At 60.9% G+C, this 19145-nt stretch carries 18 protein-coding genes; 12 read left to right on the top strand and 6 right to left on the bottom strand.

The features are described from left to right. Positions 1–51: 51 nt before the first annotated feature. From JMA46_RS00960 to JMA46_RS00950, 3 genes are read right to left on the bottom strand one after another with little or no spacing between them, the layout of a single operon-like run. A complete protein-coding gene (locus JMA46_RS00960) occupies positions 52–867 on the bottom strand; it encodes an SDR family NAD(P)-dependent oxidoreductase (RefSeq protein ID WP_207343420.1) in 816 nt (271 codons plus the stop codon). Further along, entirely contained in the window at positions 864–1385 is a 522-nt protein-coding gene (locus tag JMA46_RS17415; RefSeq protein ID WP_207343419.1) for a MarR family winged helix-turn-helix transcriptional regulator, read from the bottom strand. Before JMA46_RS17415 ends, JMA46_RS00960 begins: the two co-directional genes overlap by 4 nt. Beyond that, positions 1378–2121 carry an SDR family NAD(P)-dependent oxidoreductase gene (locus JMA46_RS00950; RefSeq protein ID WP_207343418.1) on the bottom strand — a complete coding sequence of 248 codons (744 nt, stop codon included), beginning with the start codon at positions 2119–2121 and terminating at the stop codon, positions 1378–1380. Before JMA46_RS00950 ends, JMA46_RS17415 begins: the two co-directional genes overlap by 8 nt. Before the next feature lie 254 nt (positions 2122–2375). Here JMA46_RS00950 and JMA46_RS00945 point away from each other — a divergent pair, with 254 nt between their 5' ends. The 11 genes from JMA46_RS00945 to JMA46_RS00895 all read left to right on the top strand — a co-directional run bounded on the left by JMA46_RS00945 (position 2376) and on the right by JMA46_RS00895 (position 10847). Next, positions 2376–2954 carry an AmiS/UreI family transporter gene (locus JMA46_RS00945; RefSeq protein WP_282099501.1) on the top strand — a complete coding sequence of 193 codons (579 nt, stop codon included), beginning with the start codon at positions 2376–2378 and terminating at the stop codon, positions 2952–2954. Between the two features lie 68 nt (positions 2955–3022). Next, positions 3023–3313: a zinc ribbon domain-containing protein gene (locus JMA46_RS00940; RefSeq protein WP_207343416.1), complete on the top strand. Its 291-nt coding sequence runs from the start codon at positions 3023–3025 to the stop codon at positions 3311–3313. Positions 3314–3361: 48 nt separating this feature from the next. Continuing rightward, positions 3362–4621, top strand: a complete 1260-nt coding sequence (gene fmdA, locus JMA46_RS00935) for a formamidase (RefSeq protein WP_207343415.1) — start codon at positions 3362–3364, stop codon at positions 4619–4621. A gap of 382 nt (positions 4622–5003) precedes the next feature. Beyond that, entirely contained in the window at positions 5004–6296 is a 1293-nt protein-coding gene (locus JMA46_RS00930; protein ID WP_207343414.1) for an adenylosuccinate synthase, read from the top strand. Positions 6297–6452: 156 nt separating this feature from the next. Then, positions 6453–7259 carry a carbon-nitrogen hydrolase family protein gene (locus tag JMA46_RS00925; RefSeq protein WP_207343413.1) on the top strand — a complete coding sequence of 269 codons (807 nt, stop codon included), beginning with the start codon at positions 6453–6455 and terminating at the stop codon, positions 7257–7259. 61 nt (positions 7260–7320) lie between these two features. Next, on the top strand, positions 7321–7833 hold the full coding sequence (locus tag JMA46_RS00920; RefSeq protein ID WP_207343412.1) for an SUKH-4 family immunity protein: 513 nt from the start codon (positions 7321–7323) through the stop codon (positions 7831–7833). Between the two features lie 60 nt (positions 7834–7893). Continuing rightward, positions 7894–8310, top strand: a complete 417-nt coding sequence (locus JMA46_RS00915; protein WP_207343411.1) for a CoA-binding protein — start codon at positions 7894–7896, stop codon at positions 8308–8310. Between the two features lie 82 nt (positions 8311–8392). Further along, positions 8393–9316: a polysaccharide deacetylase family protein gene (locus JMA46_RS00910; RefSeq protein ID WP_247646934.1), complete on the top strand. Its 924-nt coding sequence runs from the start codon at positions 8393–8395 to the stop codon at positions 9314–9316. A gap of 10 nt (positions 9317–9326) precedes the next feature. After that, a complete protein-coding gene (locus tag JMA46_RS00905) occupies positions 9327–9896 on the top strand; it encodes a dihydrofolate reductase family protein (RefSeq protein WP_207343410.1) in 570 nt (189 codons plus the stop codon). Beyond that, entirely contained in the window at positions 9893–10294 is a 402-nt protein-coding gene (locus JMA46_RS00900; protein ID WP_207343409.1) for an MmcQ/YjbR family DNA-binding protein, read from the top strand. Before JMA46_RS00905 ends, JMA46_RS00900 begins: the two co-directional genes overlap by 4 nt. Next, on the top strand, positions 10278–10847 hold the full coding sequence (locus tag JMA46_RS00895) for a DUF1990 domain-containing protein (RefSeq protein ID WP_207343408.1): 570 nt from the start codon (positions 10278–10280) through the stop codon (positions 10845–10847). The genes JMA46_RS00900 and JMA46_RS00895 overlap by 17 nt, the downstream gene beginning before the upstream one ends. A gap of 209 nt (positions 10848–11056) precedes the next feature. Here JMA46_RS00895 and purL read toward each other — a convergent pair whose 3' ends face one another. The 3 genes from purL to purS are packed head-to-tail and all read right to left on the bottom strand — an operon-like array spanning position 11057 to position 14382. Further along, positions 11057–13366, bottom strand: a complete 2310-nt coding sequence (gene purL, locus JMA46_RS00890) for a phosphoribosylformylglycinamidine synthase subunit PurL (RefSeq protein ID WP_207343472.1) — start codon at positions 13364–13366, stop codon at positions 11057–11059. A gap of 9 nt (positions 13367–13375) precedes the next feature. Then, on the bottom strand, positions 13376–14128 hold the full coding sequence (purQ, locus tag JMA46_RS00885) for a phosphoribosylformylglycinamidine synthase subunit PurQ (RefSeq protein ID WP_207343407.1): 753 nt from the start codon (positions 14126–14128) through the stop codon (positions 13376–13378). A 2-nt stretch (positions 14129–14130) separates the two neighbouring features. After that, positions 14131–14382 (bottom strand): phosphoribosylformylglycinamidine synthase subunit PurS, encoded by a 252-nt coding sequence (gene purS / locus JMA46_RS00880; protein WP_207343406.1) that lies wholly within the window; start codon positions 14380–14382, stop codon positions 14131–14133. Positions 14383–14844: 462 nt separating this feature from the next. Here purS and JMA46_RS00875 point away from each other — a divergent pair, with 462 nt between their 5' ends. After that, the gene (locus tag JMA46_RS00875; RefSeq protein ID WP_207343405.1) at positions 14845–19062 is read left to right on the top strand and encodes a discoidin domain-containing protein; all 4218 of its coding nucleotides are present in this window, start codon (positions 14845–14847) and stop codon (positions 19060–19062) included. Positions 19063–19145 lie beyond the last annotated feature (83 nt).

Raw genomic sequence — 19145 nt, 5'->3', positions numbered from 1 at the left:
GGAGCGTTTGCGGCGACACCCCGGAAGGTGCAGGAGCGTCGATGGGGAGGATTAGTCCCAGATGTTGTCTCCGCGCAGTGATGCGTCGGCCCCACCGTCTGTGTAGATGGTCTGACCCGTCGTGTGGGTGTTTTCTTCGCTGGTCAGCCATGCCAGCAGGCGGGAGATGACGATGGCCTCGGAGTGGTAGTTCAGCGGCATGGGCACGTGGGAGTCGACCATCTTTCGGCCTTCCTCGGTTGCCAGCAGCTGCGTGGTCATGGGGGAGATGACAGTTCCGGGAGCAACGGCGTTCAGCGGGATGCCAGCTCCTGCCCAACGCGGGGTGATGGATTCGCGGCGCACCCAGCGGCTCAGTGCACGCTTGCTGGAGGGGTAGTTCAGGTAGCCGGCTTCCGGTCCCTTCTCAGCCAGTGCCGTTCCGACGGCCACGGCCGCAGCTTCGTCGCCGGCGAGGAGTGCGTCGACGAGCTCGGAGGAGTTGGGCTGCAGTGAGGCCATGGAGCTGACGACGACGGCGCGCGGGCTTTCGCTCTTGGCCAGAGTAGGTGCCAAGTGCTCGAGGAACTCGGTGACGCCGAAGTAGTTTACCTTGACGGTCAGCGGGATGGGGGCGGAGATGCCTGCGCAGGCGATGACGGCGTCGACGCTGCCTTTGGCAAGTTCCACGGCCTTCGCTGCTGCAGCAGCGCGGCCTTCGCTGGTGCTCAGGTCGGCTTCAACCTCGGCGCCCTTCAAATCCACGCCGATGACGGTCTCGCCACGGCCACGGAGCAGGTCCGCGGTGGCAGCCCCAATCCCTGACCCTGCACCGGTGACAATGTAGGTGCGGGCGGGCGATGTTCCGTTACTGGGGGTGGTGGTCATTGCATTGCTCCTTTGATTTCGCCCGTTCCTTGTGAGGCAGGCGTTGAATGGGTGGTGCGGAGGTGGTCGGAAAAATTGATGGTGGATTTCTCCAGTTTTTGCAGCAGCCGGACCAGATCATCGCGATCCTGTTCCGACCAGCCGGTGAGCAGGTCGTCAACCAGGCCGTCCCCGGCCCGAACAAACGTGTCTGCCACGCGCTTTCCTGCCGGAGTGAGCTTGATAAGCTGCGCCCTGGCGTCGGCCGGATCGGGGATGCGCTCCGCCAAGCCAGCTGCGGTCAGGCGGGCTACGATCTTGCTGATGTTCGAGGCTCCGGTCACCATGTGGTGGGCCAGAAGTGAGGGCCGCTGTGGTCCGTCGGCGGACAGCAGCGTGATGGTGGTGATGGCTCCTGAATCAAGTTCCACGCCCTCACGGGCCACTACGCCCGTGAGGAAGTCCGGAGCTGTCCACTGCCCGATGATTCGGGTCAGTGAGGTCAGGAGGGCATCCTGATAACGGCCTTCTTTAGGCACTGGTCCCACCGTCGACCGGCAGCACCACACCTGTGACAAAACTTGCTTCCTCGGACAGCAGCCACGCGACGGCATTCGCGATTTCCTCGGATTGGCCCAGGCGCTTCATCGGGATTTCAGCGGCGTAACCAGCCTTGGCTTCCTCAGGCAGTGCCGCCAGCGAGGCGGTCTCTATGGCTCCGGGGGCCACGGCATTGACGCGGATGCCGAGCGCCGCATTTTCCTTGGCCACGCTGCGGGTGAGGCTGACGACGCCGTGCTTGGACGCCCCGTATGGAGTCAGCTGAGGGGTGGCGGTAATTCCGGCAATGGAAGCGATGTTGACGAGGGAGCCTCTGCCGGTGGCTCGGAAGTGGGCGATCTGGGCCTTCATGGCCAGGAATGTGCCGCGCAGCGTCACATTGATGACGCGGTCCCAGTCCGACTCGGTAATTTCATTCACCGGCGTGGGCATGACGCCGATGCCGGCATTGTTCACAGCGAGTTCAAAGCTGCCGAAGGTCTCGATGGTGAAGTCCACGAGGGCAGCAACGTCGCTTCCCTGGCTGACATCGGCGCGCTTGTATGCGGCCCTGCCGCCGGCGGCCAAGATGAGGTCAACTGTTTCCGTGCCAGCAAGATCGTTGATGTCCGAGACAACCACTGCGGCGCCGTCGGCGGCGAGGCGGAGGGCTATTGCGCGTCCAATCCCGGCGCCGGCAGCAGTGACAACGGCGGTTTGGTTTTCAAAACTCATGATGTGTTCTCCTCGGAAAGCTTGATCCCTGCGGGCAATACTATTTACTGTCCTAACGACAGTATACAGGTTTGTTGTCGGAAAGACAGTAAATTTTTTCGCTGCCGGGAAACGGTAGCCAGTGTTGTTGATGGTCTGCGCATGCCCGGGGTCGGCAGCGCCGGGGACGGCCATCCATTGACGGAACGAACCGTTGAAGATAGCTTGGATGAAACTTAGAAAGGGTCCCTAACGGATCCGCCAAAGCACTTGTCTTGTGTTCTGCCCCCTCAACCCACATAAGCGTTAAGAGGATATTCACATCGGAAGCCATGCAGACAATTTTCCCGACCATCATCATTTCCCAAGCAGGTGGAGACCCGGCCGTGATCTTCGGCGCTTCGGGTCTCTTTCTCTTTGGCTTTACCTACCTCTATGTGGGCATCAACCAGCTCTACTCGCTGCCCGGTGACGGGTTGGGTTGGTTCTCGCTCTTCGTGGCGGTCTGTGCCATCGTGTTCGGCACGGTTTTTCTCGTGCACTTCCACGACCCCGTTGCTGCAGTGATGTGGTACCTCTGGGCGGTTCTGTGGCTCCTGTTCTTCTTGGTTCTCGGGCTGCATATGGACAACCTGACGATTGCCACCGGTTGGTTCACACTGACAGTGGCACACATTTCAGCCACTATTCCCGCATTGCTGCTGCTCACAGGCGCGTTCGAATCCACAGGCTCCAATGCCCTGTGGATGGCCGCCGCGGGGCTGGCAGCACTCGTCTTCTCCTTTGTCATGGGTCGTCGCGCAGCCAGCACTGCACCAGTAGAAGTGCACACACCGGTACTGCAGGCCAGTTGAACCATTCCTCCGCCGCAACTTGAGGCCTTCCCCACCATCCTTCAGCGCAAACCCTAGGAGATCCAGCAATGCCGTTGTATGAATTCCGTTGTCCCACCGGCGATCAGTTCGAGGCATCGTTCTCCATGAGCCAGGTACCTCAGCTGCTGGATTGTCCCGATTGTGGACAACAGGCACGGCGTCGAATTGGCACGCCAAGGCTCTCCATTGCCGGCTCGGCCGAGTTCAAACTCATTGATTCAACCAAACGCAGCGCCCATGAGCCCAACGTGGTGTCCAACAAGCTGCCGCCCACGGGTAGAAGTTCACCCACCCGCTACACGGGCAACCCGCTGCACCAAAAACTTCCGCGCCCCTAATGGCGCGAAGGGAAGACACATCAAGAAGCGTTCGTTAGGAGAAATACAATGCCTGAAGTACTGTTCCCTCTCGATTCAGCCAAGAAATTCGAGGATCAGGAAAAGCTCGGCCACAACCGCTGGCACCCGGAAATCCCGCCGGTGGCCACGGTCAAGCCCGGGCAGTCGTTCCGGGTGGACTGCCGGGAGTGGTTCGACGGGGCCATCCTCGACGACGACTCCGCCGAGGACATGCTCAATGCACCCCTTCTGACAGTCCACAAACTCTCCGGCCCGTTCGCCGTGGAAGGCGCCAAACCCGGAGACCTGCTCATCGTTGACATCCTCGATGTGGGGCCCATCCCGCAGGAAGACTCCGGCCCGCTGGCCGGGCAGGGCTGGGGCTACACCGGCATCTTCTCCAAGAACAATGGCGGCAGCTTCCTGGTGGATCAGTTCCCGGATGCGTACAAGGCGATCTGGGACTTCACCGGCCAAGTGGCGACTTCCCGCCACATCCCTGAAGTCCGTTTCGAAGGGCTCATCCACCCCGGATTGATGGGCACCGCACCGTCCGCGCAACTCCTGGCCAAATGGAACAAGCGCGAAGGTGACCTCATTGCCACCGACCCGCTGCGTGTGCCCCCGCTGGCTCTTCCTCCAGAGGCCGAACATGCCGTCCTCGGCGGGCTGCCTCGGGACCAGTGGGCACGTGTTGGTTCTGAAGGTGCCCGGACCGCCCCGCCACGCGAAAACGGAGGAAACCAGGACATCAAGAACCTGTCCAAGGGATCGCGCATCTTCTACCCGGTGTTTGTGGACGGTGCCAACCTGTCCGTCGGTGACCTCCACTTCTCCCAGGGCGACGGCGAGATCACGTTCTGCGGTGCCATTGAGATGGGTGGGTTCATCGACCTGCGCGTGGACATCCTGAAGGGTGGAATGGATACCTACGGGGTGAGCGAGCACGCGATCTTCATGCCAGGACGGGTGGAGCCGCGGTTCAGCGAATGGCTTGCGTTCTCTGGCACCTCCGTCACCCTCGACGGCGAACAGCGCTACCTCGATTCGCACTTGTCCTACCAGCGCGCGTGCCTGCACGCCATCGACTACCTGGTCAAGTTCGGCTACAGCGCGGAGCAGGCCTACCTACTGTTGGGTGCAGCGCCCATCGAAGGACGCCTGTCCGGGGTGGTTGACATCCCCAACTCCTGCTCCACCGTCTACCTGCCCACAGCCATGTTTGACTTCGACGTGCGGCCCTCCGCCTCCGGACCGTACCAAGTCAACCCAGGCATGGGGGCGCCACGAGCAGCCAACGCCGGGTAATTCCGGAGAACTATAGGTAGCTCCCGTTATACAGGCGACGGGGTTGCGTGGGTCATGTCCAACACATGGCCCACGTACCCCCGCCGTTGCTGGGCGTCAGCTGATAAACCCTCCCTCCCGTACACCCAGAATGCGCTGCGCTGACGAGAATACCCGCGAGTTCCGCGACCGACTCGCGCCTTCGATGTGCACCTTTCGGAGTCGTTCCGGTAAACTCCAAAAGTAAGACCCCCTTTTTCGCTTGGCCGTGGGCAGAAGTGCGTTTTGCGCATACCCGTTCCGCCAAGTGGTTTCCAAGGGGTATTTTCGTGTCCGGACGATGCACGGCAATCGCCGAATCATGCAGCGCCCGGCTCAACTTATGAGCAAGGGGGAGGGTCCCATGCCAGCAATCGTAATCGTCGGCGCCCAGTGGGGTGACGAAGGAAAAGGCAAGGCCACAGATCTTTTAGGTGGTTTAGTCGACTATGTGGTGAAGCCCAACGGTGGAAACAACGCCGGGCACACCGTCGTCGTAGGCGGTGAGAAGTATGAGCTCAAGCTCCTTCCCGCAGGTATTTTGAGTCCCAACGCGACACCCATCATTGGCAATGGCTGCGTGGTGAACCTCGAGGCGTTGTTCGAAGAAATGGAAGGCCTTGAGGCTCGCGGGGCGGACACGTCCAAACTGCGTATTTCTGCCAACGCGCATCTGGTGGCCCCGTACCATCAGGTTCTTGACAAGGTCACCGAGCGTTTCCTGGGCAAGCGCGCCATCGGCACCACCGGCCGTGGCATTGGCCCGGCCTACATGGACAAGGTGGCCCGCCTGGGCATCCGCGTCCAGGATGTCTTTGACGAGTCCATCCTGCGCCAAAAGGTGGAAGGCTCGCTGAAGCAGAAGAACGAGCTGCTGGTCAAGGTCTACAACCGCCGCGATGTGGAAGTCGACGAAGTTGTTGACTACTTCCTCAGCTTCGCCGAGCGCCTGCGCCCCATGGTCATTGACGCAACGTATGTGTTGAATGAGGCTCTTGACCGCGGTGAGGTGGTGCTCATGGAGGGCGGCCAGGCCACGTTCCTGGACGTTGACCACGGCACCTACCCGTTCGTGACCTCTTCCAACCCGACCGCCGGCGGCGCCTCGGTTGGTTCAGGCATTGGCCCCACCCGCATCACCCGCGCCGTGGGCATCATCAAGGCCTACACCACCCGTGTTGGCGCAGGGCCGTTCCCCACCGAGCTGTTCGATGACATGGGCATCTACCTGCAGAAAACCGGTGGCGAATTCGGTGTGAACACCGGCCGTCCGCGCCGTTGCGGCTGGTACGACGCCGTCCTGGCCCGCCATGCATCCCGCGTGAACGGCTTCACGGACTACTTCCTGACGAAGCTGGACGTGCTCACAGGGATCGAAGAGATCCCCGTATGCGTGGCCTACGACGTGGAAGGTGTCCGCTTTGACGAGATGCCCATGACACAGACCGACTTCCACCACGCAAAGCCCATTTTCGAGTACTTCCCGGGCTGGACCGAAGACATCACCACGGCCCGCACCATGGAAGACCTCCCGGAAAACGCGCGCAACTACGTGTTGGCACTTGAAGGCATGTCCGGCACACGGATCTCCGCCATCGGTGTTGGCCCCGACAGGGACCAGACGATCGTGCGCCACGATTTAATCACCGGAAGCTAACTTTTACCCGGCACAAAAGGGAAGGACGACGGCGGAACTTGAGTTCCGGCGTCGTCCTTCCCTTTTTGCTGGGGGAAATTATTCGACCGCGAACATGCACGAGTGCGGGAAGGACTAGGCTTGGTGTACAGGAACCCGGCGGAAGGACCCACGGCCATGAAAGTCAGTGTTGGACAGTTCAATCCCAGTGCAGATGTTGCAGGGAACCTTGCCACGATGCGCAGGCTATCCGCTGCTGCGGCCGAAGAGGGCAGCAAGCTCATTCTGTTCCCGGAAGAAGCCATGTTCTCGGTGGGCAAGGTGGTGGGTGACTTTGCCGCTGCCGTCGACGCCCAATGGACGACGTTCGTCAAGGGCTTGTCATTGATCGCTGCCGACCTCGGAATCGCCGTCATTGCTGGAGGTTATGAAGCCAGCGGTGAAGCACGCCCCTACAACACGGTTGTCGCCGTGGATGACGGCGGGGAAATCTTGGGCACGTACCGGAAGCTGCACCTTTTCGACGCCTTCTCCTACCAGGAATCCAAACGGATCAAGCCCAGTGAAAAGGGCATCACGATCGTGGAAATTGGCGGCTTCAAGGTGGGCCTCATGACCTGCTACGACATCCGCTTCCCCGAATTGGCACGCACCTTGGCAGTCTCAGGCGCGGATTTGATCTGTGTTGCAGCGGCCTGGTTCAAGGGCGAGCACAAGGTGGATCACTGGGAGACGCTGATGAAGGCCCGGGCCATAGAAAATACTGTGTGGATGGCGGCAGCGGGAACTTCAAGTGAACACTGCATTGGGCATTCGGTGATTCTGGACCCCATGGGCATCCCTGCAGATTTCCTCGGTGATGAATCCGAAGGTGTGGCCACGGCCGACGTGACACACAAGCGCATCGAGGACGTTCGCGAGTTCCTTCCAGTGCTGCGAAATCGACGCTTTGAAAGTAGTTCAGTGGTGGCCCCGGTAGCTTAAAGTTCTCGTTGACGAGTCCACCGGCAGTGACTAGTGTCAGCCTTAGAAGCAGGAGGAAGTCATGAATGACACCAGAATTTGGTCGGTATTGAAGCCCATGCATCCGGCTGTGCTGGAGGACATGCCGCTGGATGGCACATGGCTGGAACCGCCGTTTGCCAACGACGCTGCAGGACGAGCGGTGATCTGCAATGACGGCGATTTCCAGTTCGTTGTGGTGAACCGTAAAAGTGGTGCCGTTCTGTACGTCTGTGAAGACGAGGAAACGCTGATGGCCTCCTCCCTTGCCACCCTGCCAGCCATCGTTGCGGCTTGGAACTCCATCGACAACGACACTGTGGGACCCGAAGACGACGAAGATTTTTCGGCAGTGAAGAAGTCCTTTCAGGAACAACTGAAACTCCTGGACCCGCAGGCGGCTGCGACCAATGAGTTCTGGTCCCTGTACACGGATGAGCTCACCAATGAAGACTATGTGGACATTGACGACATGCCTGTTGAAGAAGAAGACCCGGAACCGGACTCCGGGGACAATGATAGGCCCGGCGCCGACGAGTCGTTCGTGGACGCCTGAACATCCAGCGAACCGCCGTAGCTTTAGGGCATCCGAAGCTGGGACGATTAGGCTTTAAGCATGGCACAAATCAATGATCCGCAGACTATTCGACGCTTGCTGACGACCCCGGGGAGGTGGGCCGTTGTGGGCCTGTCGAAGAACCCGCTGCGCCCGGCCGTAGACGTCTCGTATTTCCTGCAGCAGGACCTTGGCCACGAGATCATTCCCGTCAGTTTGAAGGGCGACGACGTGCACGGAGCGACGGGATACAAAACGCTTGCCGAAGTACCTGGGAGCATCGACGTGGTGGATTGTTTTGTGAATTCCACGAAAGTGGGCGCCGTAGTGGACCAGGCAATCGCGGTGGGCGCCAAAGCGGTGTGGCTGCAATTGGGCGTCGTAGATGAGGAAGCGGCCCAACGTGCCCTGCAAGCTGGCCTCGACGTAGTGATGGACACGTGCCCCAAAATTGAGGCCGCAAGAATCGGGCTCTAAGCTATCTGCCACAGGCACTTATGCGTTCCCCGGCTGACCACCGGCCACAGTACAAACTAGAAGTTCTGTTAAGAAAGAATCCATGCCACGTCATTTTCGTCGAGCCCGCCCCCGTGCACGGTTGATTGGATTCATCACCCTGGCCCTGGCTTTCGCTCTGGTGGCAACCGGCATTTGGTGGGTGGCCTCATTCACGGGTGCCGGGCCTGCCTCCACAGCGCCTGATGCGGTCACAGCGGTTCCCAGCACCACTGCCTCCAGCCCAGAGGCCCACAGCCCCGCAGCGGCAGGTGATCCGGATCAGCCGCCTCAAGTGCCGGCGTCGTCCATTCCCAGCAGCGTTGCGCCGACTAACCCGGTCACAGGTCGCGTGAACATGCTGGACTGGCTGGTCCCGGACTATGCCCTGCCGCCCATTGAGAACGGCATGGTTCCGGTGCTGACGAGGGTACCCACCGAGCAAAAAGTGGTGTTTTTGACGATCGACGACGGCGCGGTGAAGCGGGATTCAGACTTGGCCCTGCTGGAGCAGCACGGGATCAAGGCGTCGCTGTTTCTGGCACACAACTTCATTGCCGGGGAGCCGCAATTCTACGAAAAGTACACGGCTGCCGGGCACTTGATTGAGAACCACTCCATGACCCATAATTTGGCGTTCATTCAGCTGAGCTATGAAGCGCAAAAAGCCGAGATCTGCGGCATGGCCGACTTCGAGGAGCAGCACTACGGACGCCGGCCGGTGTTCTTCAGGCCACCAGGCGGCCCCTACACCGAGGCCACGCGCCAAGCTGCCGCGGAATGCGGGCTAAAGGCCATTGTTGACTGGGAAGCGAAGGCCAATGCCAGGGGTATGGACTATCAAGTGGGGGCAGGTTTGCGCCCCGGTGACATTGTCCTGATGCATTTCCGCCCGGAGTTCCCGGAGGACTTGGCGGCGTTCGTTGCGGCACAACAAGCGGCGGGGCTGAAGGTCGTGCTGCTCGAGGACTACCTGGCCACCCGGTAGCGTTGAGCCCATGACGCGATTTGTGTACTACACGGCAGCTACGCTCAACGGCTTTCTGGCGGATGAAGAGCGCTCGCTGGATTGGCTCTTTGCTGTTGAAGATATCGGTGGACCGGACATGGCGGAGTTCATGAACGGTGTGGGCGTCTTCGTGGAGGGCTCCGCCACGTATGAATGGGTGCTGCAGGCTGAGAACCTTTTGGCTGAACCCCAAAGGTGGCAGCAATTTTACGGTTCACGGCCCACCTACGTCTTTTCCAGCCGCCCCTTGCCCATACCGGAAGGTGCGGACGTGCGCTTCGTCAACGGCGACGTGGCCGCGGTTCTGGGTGATCTCAGAGCGGTGGCTGGTTCGCGGAACGTTTGGGTGGTGGGCGGAGGGGACCTGGCCGGACAGTTCCTGGACTGCGGCGCACTCGATGAACTTGTCATCACTTTTGCCCCAGCCACGCTCGCCGCGGGTGCGCCACTGTTGCCACGGAATGTGGGGGCCGACCGGCTCAAACTGCAAAGCGCAAGCCAGCAGGGACAATTTGCAGTGCTCTCCTATGAGGTTCTGAACCCAGGGAGCAAGGCATGAGCGCTACTGGCGAAAAACTGCGGGCCGCAGCACTTTCCATGCCCGGCGCCTACGAAGACTTCCCTTTTGGGCCCGAAACGAGCGTCTTCAAGGTTAAGGCGCCCGGAGGCGGCGACCGTCCGGGAAAGGTTTTTGCCCTGAGCGACCTTGACGGGCGGCCACTCTGCATCAGCTACAAGTGCGACCCCGAACTGGCTCCGGCCTTGCGTGCCGCGAATCCAGGAATTACCGGTGGCTACCACTTGAACAAACGTCATTGGAACACCGTGGACACCTCGGGGGTGGAGGAACGAATGGTGTTGGAAATGATGGAAGACTCCTATGATCTGGTGGTTGCCGGACTACCAAAGAAACTGCAACAAGCCTTGAAATGGAGTGCATATGTCGCGAAAAGCTAGCCTGGACTACCCGTTCCTGGGGCTCACCCGGTTGGTGGCGCACAAGCGTGCCGGAGAGGGCCAGTGGCCCAAGGGCTTCGGTCATGTGGACAAAACGGTCGCCGTGGGCCAAGGGGAGGAAGCATTTGCGGCGCTGGCCGAAGGCATCCTGAGTTGGGAGATTCAGAAACGTGCCGGCCTCCGAGTGGCGGCACCGCCGCGAGCCGTGGTGGGGGCGCATGTGCTTAGTGGCTTCGGTGTGGGAAACCTGCGCCTGCCCGTGCCCTGCGAGGTGGTGTGGGCCATGGAGCCGCAGGCGGAGGCGGGCCCGGACGGCACGGAGGTTCACATGGCCGGGTTCGGTTACGGGACGCTGCCTGGGCATCCGGCGGTGGGTGAGGAAGCGTTCATCGCGATGATGACGGCCGACGGCGGTGTGCAGTTCAGGCTCTTGGCCTTCAGTAAGCCGGCCGGACTGATTTTTAAGCTGGGCGCCCCTGTCACAAAACTGACTCAGGCTGGTGTCTCGCGTTCCTATCAGCAGGCTGCCCGCTCACTCGCTGGGGGCTTCTAGCGCCTGTTTGCTGACTTGAGCGGGCCGCGTCGTGGCGGCAGACCCCACCCGCTACGTAGAGCCGGGCTTTGTGCGCTTCGTTAGTAGCGAACGGGGCGCCACATCTGCACTGGCGTCCAGCACACCATGAACTGTGCGCAGAAAGAAACCCCGGCCGGCTTCGAAATGAGCTGACCGGGGTATTCTGTGTGGACTTACAGCGTATGGACTCAGCCGAAGTACTTCGGCAGTGTCCCCTCGTGTGCTTCACGGAGTTCCTCCAGCGGTGCGCTGAACAGGCCCTGCAGGTCGAGGGCTCCGCCTGCGGCGTCCACAACGCCGATGCGGGAGACGGGGAAGCGCCGGGCGGTGCACATGTCGTTGAAGCGGACTTCTTCGCTGCGTGGCACGGCCACGATGGCACGTCCCTGCGTTTCGGAGAACAGCAGCGTGAAGGTGTCGACGCCGTCGCGGGCGGCAACTTCGTCCAGGGCAACGCGTGCGCCGGTGTTGAAGCGCAGCGCCGACTCAACGAGGGCCGCTGCAAGGCCGCCTTCGGAGAGGTCGTGGGCGGAGTCGATCATGCCGTCGCGGGAGGCGTTGATGAGGATTTGGCCCAGTTCCCGCTCGCGTTCCAGATCCACGGCCGGCGGAAGTCCGCCGAGATGTCCGCGCAGGTTGGCCCACTCGGAGCCGTCCATGTCGTCGGCCGTGGTTCCGAGTAGGTAAATGGCCTGCCCGTCCTCAGCCCAGCCCGACGGCGTACGGCGGGCAACGTCGTCGAACTTGCCCAAAACTGCCACCACAGGGGTGGGGTGGATGGGCGTGCTGCCGGTCTGGTTGTAGAGCGAAACGTTGCCGCCGGTGACAGGGATGCCCAGCACCATGCAGGCGTCGGAGAGCCCGCGGATGGCTTCGGCGAGCTGCCACATGACGTCCGGGTCCTCGGGGGAGCCGAAGTTCAGGCAGTCGCTGACGGCCATGGGGATGGCTCCGGACGTGGCGACGTTGCGGTAGGCCTCGGCCAAGGCCAGCTGGGCGCCATGGTACGGGTCCAAGAAGGTGTAGCGGCCGTTGGCGTCGGTGGCCAGGGCAACGCCGAGTCCGGTTTCCTCGTCGACACGGATCACGCCGGCGTCGTCGGGGAAGGCCATGGCGGTGTTGCCGCCCACGTAACGGTCGTACTGGTTGGTGATCCAGTCCTTTGAGCACATGTTGGGGGAGGCGATCAGTTCCAGCACGGCGGCCTTCAACTCATCGACGGTGGTGGGGCGTCCGGCGTCGGCGGTGGAGCCGTTGAACACGTCCGCCTGCAACGCATCCTGCCAGTCCGGGCGTGCGTACGGGCGGTCATAGACGGGGCCGTCGTGAGCCACGGTGCGCGGGTCGACGTCGACAATGACTGCGCCGTCCCACTTGATGATCAAGCGGCCCGTGTCGGTGACTTCGCCGAGCCAGGAGTACTCCACGGCCCACTTGTCCATGACGGCCTCAAAGGCTGCCACATTCGCGGGGGAGACCACTGCCATCATGCGTTCCTGGGACTCCGACATCAGGATTTCACCCGGTGTCAGGGAGGGGTCGCGCAACAGCACGGACGTCAGCTCAACTTCCATGCCGCCGTCGCCGTTGGAGGCCAGCTCACTGGTGGCGCAGGAAATACCTGCCGCGCCGAGGTCTTGGATGCCTTCAACGAGGGAGCCCTTGAACAGTTCCAGACAGCACTCGATGAGCACTTTCTCGGCGAAGGGGTCGCCCACCTGCACGGCGGGACGCTTGGAAGGCTTCGTGTCATCGAAGGATTCCGAGGACAGGATCGAGGCCCCGCCAATGCCGTCGCCACCGGTGCGGGCGCCGAATAGCACAACCTTGTTGCCCTTGCCGGAAGCGTTGGCCAGGCGGATGTCCTCGTGGCGCATGACGCCCACTGCCAGCGCGTTGACCAGCGGGTTGCCCTGGTACACAGCGTCAAAGACCATTTCGCCGCCGATGTTCGGCAGGCCCAGGGAATTGCCGTAGCCACCTATGCCAGCCACTGCGCCGTGCATGACGCGTGCGGTGTCCGGGTGGTCGATGGCACCGAAGCGCAGCGGATCCATCACGGCCACGGGGCGTGCGCCCATGGAGATGATGTCGCGGACAATGCCGCCAATGCCGGTTGCGGCACCCTGGTACGGCTCGATCATGGAGGGAGAGTTGTGGGATTCAATCTTGAACGTCACGGCCCAGCCGTCGCCCAGGTTGGTGACACCGGCGTTTTCGCCAATGCCCACCAGCATGTCCTTCTTCATTTCCTCGGTGACCTTTTTGCCGAACTGGCTCAGGTGGTTCTTGGAAGACTTATAGGAGCAGTGCTCGCTCCACATCACCGAGTACATGGCCAGTTCAGCGGCGGTGGGACGTCGCCCCAAAACCTTCACGACGTCGTCGAACTCGTTTTGCTTCAAACCAAGCTCGGCCCACGGCAGCTCAACCCCGGGGGTGGCGGCAGCGTTTTCGACAGTGTCGATGTTGAACTTTTTCGTGGATTCTGTTGAGATCTCGCTCATTTATTTGTCTCCCAGAAGAGTGTTCAAAACTGAGTTGAAGAAGCCCAGGCCGTCGGTGCCGGTGTGGGCGGGGCCGTAGCCGGTCTCCACTGCGTGCTCGGGGTGCGGCATGAGGCCCACCACGTTGCCAGCGGCGTTGGAAATGCCGGCGATGTCGCGGCGTGAACCGTTGGGGTTGTGGCCCACATAGCGGAACGCGACCCGGCCCTCGGCCTCAAGGGCGTCAAGGGTCTTTTCGTCGGCGATGTACTGGCCGTCCTGGTTCTTGAGCACAACGGTGATGTCTTGGCCCGCGGCGTAGGCGTTGGTCCAAGCGGTCGTGTTGTTTTCCACACGCAGCACCTGGTCACGGCACAGGAACTTCAGGTGGTCGTTCTTGATCATGGATCCGGGAAGCAGGTGCGCCTCGGTCAGGATCTGGAAGCCGTTGCAAATACCCAAAACAGGCAGCTTGGCATCGGAGTTGGCGGCGTCGATGATCTTGGCCATCAGGGGTGCAAAGCGGGAGATGGCGCCTGCACGCAGGTAGTCGCCGTAGGAGAAGCCGCCGGGGATGATCACGGCGTCGACGTCGGCCAAAACGGTGTCCGCATGCCACAAGTCCACGGCCGTGGCACCGGAAAGGCGGACGGCGCGTGAAGCGTCACGGTCATCGAGTGTGCCGGGGAAGGTCACGACGCCGATGCGGGCTCCCGCCAGGCGTGTATCAACGGGTGCTTGGACGGCACCGCCAATCAAGGGGGTTTCAGTCATAACTAGTCCGCCACAACTTCAATGTTGACAACATCTTCGATGACGGGGTTGGAAAGCATGGTTTCTGCGGCCTCGCGGGCCTGAGCCAGAATCTCTTCGGTCACTTCGCCATCGACGAAAAGTTCAAAGCGCTTGCCCTGACGGACAGAAGGGAATGCGGTGAAGCCCAGGCGGGGAAGTGCGCCAACAATGGCCTTTCCCTGCGGGTCCAGAATTTCGGGCTTGAGCATGACGTCGACAACGATCCGAGGCATCGAAGGAACTCCTGGTGTTAAAGGGGATGGCCACGGAAGTGCCGTCTTACGCTGTCTTGCAGACCAGGGGTAAGCCTGAAAATCAATAAGGAAAGCGCTCCGCGAGCTTGCCATCCCATTCTACGCAGTGATTGCAAACGGGGAAATTTTAGTGGTCTACATCGCATCCCTTATCCGGGTGGTTGGCACTTTTGCGCATTGCGGCACCGTGAGGGGATATTGCCACGGCGTCTTCAGTCGGGTCCAAGGCCATTGGCATCGCTGCCATCAGCGGGCATGATTGTGCGACATTTTGGTAATAAGGGAGGCATCTTCATCCGAAAGGACCACATTCGAATTCATGTGATGCATAGCACTGTGGGATGGGGTAGGTTGTCCTATGTCCTAGAAAGTGGGGGTCCTCAGGACGGTTTTGTTCGTTCGCAGGTGTTTTGGCCGGTCTTGGTCACTTGAAAGGAATACATGAGTTATCTGAACTCGGTTCGCCGCCGCAAGGGTGGGCGAACAGCGGTCACTGCTGGGGTGCTTGCCGCGGGGCTGCTTGTCAGCATGATGGGGCCGGTCTTCTCCCTTGCGACGGCAGGGCAGGCATCTGCCGCGGACGCTGGAAGCTATGTGGAGCAGGTCCTGGCCCGCAACGGTGACAACGCCATTGACCCATCCCTTGGCCGCTTTTATCGGATTCCGGAACTGGCTGACCTCGGTGGCGGTGTGGTCTTGGCCTCGTATGACGGCCGCCCTGATGGGGCTGACGCTCCTTCAGCCAATTCAATTGTGCAGCGCCGTAGCATTGACGGTGGCAATACCTGGGGTACGCCCACCTACATTGCCCGTGGTCAGGAAGCGAAGAACGGCAACCAAAAGTTCGGTTTCAGCGACCCCAGCTACGTCGTTGACAAGGTCACCGGAGATGTCTTCAACTTCCACGTGTATTCAAAGGACGTGGGCTTCCAGGGAAGCGGCTTTGGCAATGACGACGCCAATCGCAACATCATCGGCGTCGAAGTTTCCGTCTCCAAGGACAAGGGCCTGAGCTGGTCAACGGATCCCGGCAATATGCCCACGCTTCCTCCTGTGGATTACGCGGCGGGCTCGCAGTACGCAGGCCTCGACGGACCCCTGATCACCGATGTGGTCAAGCCGGTGGGTGACGCCAACAATGTTGGTGGAGTTTCCGGCGTATTTGCTGCTTCGGGTGAGGGCATCCAACTGCAGTACGGTCCCAACAAGGGCCGACTGATCCAGCAGTTCACCGGCAAGGTGAAGCAGGCCAACGGCAACGTTCCCTACCAGGCGTACAGCGTCTACTCCGACGACCATGGCAAGACGTGGCAACGCGGTGAGTTCACGGGCACCGGCATGGATGAGAACAAAACCGTGGAGCTCTCCAACGGTGATGTCATGCTTAATTCACGTGCCAGCAGCGGGGGAAATGGTGGACGTAAAGTGGCCATCTCCAAAGACGGTGGACAGACCTACGGTCCCGTCACGGTTGACACCTCCTTGGTTGACCCCGTCAACAATGCCTCCATTACGCGGATGTACCCCAACGCCGCGCAGGGTTCCGCCGAGGCCAAGATCCTCTTGTTCTCCAACGCAAACTCCAGTGCTGGCCGCCAGAACGGCACGATCCGCTACTCCTGCAACGATGGGGTCAGCTGGAGCGCCGGAAAGCAGTTCAAGGCCGGTGCCATGAGCTACTCCACTGCTACCGCCCTGAGTGATGGCACGTTTGGTGTCTTCTATGAAGGCGACAACAACACCATGACCTTTGGCAAGTTCGACGCCGCGTGGCTGGGTGTTGACTGCGCAAACTCCATGACTGCTGCGCTCACGGCCGCCCCCGTTTCAGGTGCCAACGGGACAACTGTTTCAGCACAACTGACTGTCAAAAACAATGGTTCAGCGGTACTGTCCGGAGCAACTGCATCGTTCGCCGCAAAAGCAGGCTGGACCTTCGGATCCATAGTGGTTCCCGACGTTGAGCCAAACGCTTCCGCGACTGTGTCAGTTGCGCTGACCATCCCTGCCTACGCCAAGGCCGGAAACATCAGCCTGTCAGCTTCGCTTTCACTGGGCGGCCACATCGTTACAGCGACGGTGCCGGTGACCATCACCGGCGGCGCCACGCAGAACATCATTGGGTTGGAGATCCAAGGCTCACCAACAGAAGCTTCACGCGACCTCGGTACCAGTCCCTACGCTGTGGGCAGCAAGGTTCCCTACACATTTGTGGTCAACAGCCTCAGTAACGTCGTCGTCAACGCGGTGCCGCTGACAGGTAACTTTGATCCTCTGGTGCCTGCCGACCGTGGCGGCGCCACCAATGCCGGCAACTGTCGCTGGAATAACCTTGCAGTGTCAGGCAACTTCAGTTGCGCCACCCCGCGCCATCAAGTCACTGCTGAAGAATTGGCCCAAGGGTTCTTTGTTCCGCTGACCACGTGGGAAGCGAATGCAACTGGAGTCACCACACAGAACTACACCGTCACCGGTGCAGAAGTAGACCTGCTGCTGCGCAAGCCGGCAGTGTCGGTGGAGTACACCGCGGGGCCCGTGATCGATGTTGACGGCAGTGGCTTTGCCAGCGTCGGTGACACCATCACCTATACCGGCCGTGTTGCCAATACAGGCAACGTCAAGCTGACAAGCGTTGCCGTTCCGGGCGAAGCCAACTTTGACCTGGACGTTGCCGCCACCAAAACCATCACTCGGCTCTACACGCTGACAGCTGGTGACGTGGCCGCCAACAAGGTAGCAGCCAAGGATCTATCCGTCATTGCCCACAACGGGCAAAAGGCCGTAGCTGCAGCTGCCAGTGCGCCGGTGGTCAAGGCGTGTGCGGATGAATTGTGCGGTGAAGAGCCGCCCATGGCGAACTTGATTCCGCAGCGTGAGCTCAGCATTGAATCAGTCTCATCCCAGGAACTGACCGGCGAAGCCGCACCCAACGGCCCGGCAGCTGCCCTGCTTGATGGCGACATCAATTCGTTCTGGCACACCAAGTGGCAGAACGGCAGTGATAAATTCCCCCACTCAGTGGTCTTCGATCTGGGCAAGGACTACCAAGTCACCGGGTTTGAATACACGCAGCCCCAGAACGGCCCCAACGGAAAGATCAAGGACTACGAGATCTACGTGTCCGAAAGTCCCACGGACTTCGGCTCAAAGGTGGCAAGCGGTTCATTTACCGCTGCCAGCGCGCCGCAGCGCATAGCCATTGACGGCGCTAAGGCTGGCCGCTACGTGGAGCTCATCGGCTTGAATTCCATCGCAGGCAATGAATTTGCCGGAGGGGCAGAAATCAACATCGGTGGTATCGCCGTCATGGACGGACCCGTCACAGGAAGCCCCGTTGTGGGTGCCACTATCAAGGGTGAGCGCGCTGATGGCTCACGCGACTTGGCTGCCAACCCCTACACGGTTGGTCAGCAGCTGCCGTACACCTTCGTCGTGAAGAGCACGGCAGACATTGTCTCCACCGTCTACCCGACGGCAGGGGACCTGGCAGGGTTCAACATCACAGGGACACCCAACTGCCGGTTCCGGGACATCCCCATCGGCGGCGGCTACACCTGCGCCACGGCCAAGCGCGTCATCACGGCCGAGGACATTGCCAATGGCTTCTTCCAACCCATCACAAAGTGGGTTGCAGAAGGTACCGGCGCCACTTCGGCGGAATACACCATCGACGGCGGCGAAGTGGATGTTCTGGTCCGCAAGCCCTCCTTGGCACTGACGGTCGGCACTGGTGTCCTGGATGACAAGGACAGCGACGGCTACGCCAGCGTCGGGGACATTGTCACGTTCCCCGTCACTGCCAAGAATGACGGCAATGTTGCGCTGACTGGCGTTTCGCTGCTTGGCGTTGATGGTGCGGCCGCGGCTCTCGCCGTCGGAGCCAGCACTGCTGGCACCATCGCGCACACTGTGACTGCAGCCGACCTTACTGCGGGTGAAGTTGCCGGCGCTTCGGTATCGGCCGAAGCAAAGAACGGCCTCAAGGATGTTTCGGCGGAAGCCTCTGCTGCGGCGTTGGAACTAACTCTGGCTCCGGAACCTACTCCGACTCCCACAACAACTCCGGCAACGGAGCCAACTGTGACTCCGACGGTGACTCCCACAACTACTCCGACAACGGAGCCAACTGTGACTCCGACAGTGACTCCCACAACAACTCCAGCAGCTGACAAAGCCATAGGCGCCGTAAGCGTTGGGGAGTTGGTGGCGGGCCAGGCCTTGACCATCACGGGCGAGAACTTCAAGCCGGGAACCACTGCCACGTTCACACTGCACTCGGAGCCTGTGCTTCTTGGCCGTGCGACTGTCGCAGCTGATGGGACGGTTTCCCTGACGGCAACAGTGCCTGCGGATGTTCCGGCTGGCCAGCACTCAGTGGTCATCTCGGGCACGGGTGTTAGCGGTGAAGCGGTTGAGATCAGTATCCAGCTGACTGTGAAAGCACCCGTCAGCTCGTCTGCAACCACCACGCCGGTAAGCAGCGCCTCGACCTCGGCGAGCACCACCGCTGCTGGCGATCTGGCGAACACCCCGGCCGCTGGCGATCTGGCGAACACCGGCTTCAACATGGTGCCGCTTGGTCTGGCTGGCGCAGTGCTGGTCTTGTTGGGTGGATTGGTAGTCGTGCGCAGGGCATCCGTGCGAGGCGCCCGCCACTAGGCCTCCCCCCAACGACGCTCCTGCAGTTTTAGGGGTGAAATCGCAAACGCTCCCTCAGTTGCTGAGGGAGCGTTTCGCGTTCA

This window comes from Arthrobacter sp. E3, assembly GCF_017353415.1.
Lineage (GTDB): Bacteria > Actinomycetota > Actinomycetes > Actinomycetales > Micrococcaceae > Specibacter.
This window is presented reverse-complemented; position numbering and strand designations above follow the sequence as displayed.

Excerpts from the sequence above, each read along its gene's own strand:
- JMA46_RS00960 (WP_207343420.1), bottom strand. The coding sequence starts at position 867 with ATGACCACCACCCCCAGTAACGGAACATCGCCCGCCCGCACCTACATT.
- JMA46_RS00950 (WP_207343418.1), bottom strand. The coding sequence starts at position 2,121 with ATGAGTTTTGAAAACCAAACCGCCGTTGTCACTGCTGCCGGCGCCGGG.
- JMA46_RS00940 (WP_207343416.1), top strand. The coding sequence starts at position 3,023 with ATGCCGTTGTATGAATTCCGTTGTCCCACCGGCGATCAGTTCGAGGCA.
- fmdA (WP_207343415.1), top strand. The coding sequence starts at position 3,362 with ATGCCTGAAGTACTGTTCCCTCTCGATTCAGCCAAGAAATTCGAGGAT.
- JMA46_RS00930 (WP_207343414.1), top strand. The coding sequence starts at position 5,004 with ATGCCAGCAATCGTAATCGTCGGCGCCCAGTGGGGTGACGAAGGAAAA.
- JMA46_RS00925 (WP_207343413.1), top strand. The coding sequence starts at position 6,453 with ATGAAAGTCAGTGTTGGACAGTTCAATCCCAGTGCAGATGTTGCAGGG.
- JMA46_RS00920 (WP_207343412.1), top strand. The coding sequence starts at position 7,321 with ATGAATGACACCAGAATTTGGTCGGTATTGAAGCCCATGCATCCGGCT.
- JMA46_RS00915 (WP_207343411.1), top strand. The coding sequence starts at position 7,894 with ATGGCACAAATCAATGATCCGCAGACTATTCGACGCTTGCTGACGACC.
- JMA46_RS00910 (WP_247646934.1), top strand. The coding sequence starts at position 8,393 with ATGCCACGTCATTTTCGTCGAGCCCGCCCCCGTGCACGGTTGATTGGA.
- JMA46_RS00905 (WP_207343410.1), top strand. The coding sequence starts at position 9,327 with ATGACGCGATTTGTGTACTACACGGCAGCTACGCTCAACGGCTTTCTG.
- JMA46_RS00900 (WP_207343409.1), top strand. The coding sequence starts at position 9,893 with ATGAGCGCTACTGGCGAAAAACTGCGGGCCGCAGCACTTTCCATGCCC.
- JMA46_RS00895 (WP_207343408.1), top strand. The coding sequence starts at position 10,278 with ATGTCGCGAAAAGCTAGCCTGGACTACCCGTTCCTGGGGCTCACCCGG.
- purQ (WP_207343407.1), bottom strand. The coding sequence starts at position 14,128 with ATGACTGAAACCCCCTTGATTGGCGGTGCCGTCCAAGCACCCGTTGAT.
- purS (WP_207343406.1), bottom strand. The coding sequence starts at position 14,382 with ATGCCTCGGATCGTTGTCGACGTCATGCTCAAGCCCGAAATTCTGGAC.
- JMA46_RS00875 (WP_207343405.1), top strand. The coding sequence starts at position 14,845 with ATGAGTTATCTGAACTCGGTTCGCCGCCGCAAGGGTGGGCGAACAGCG.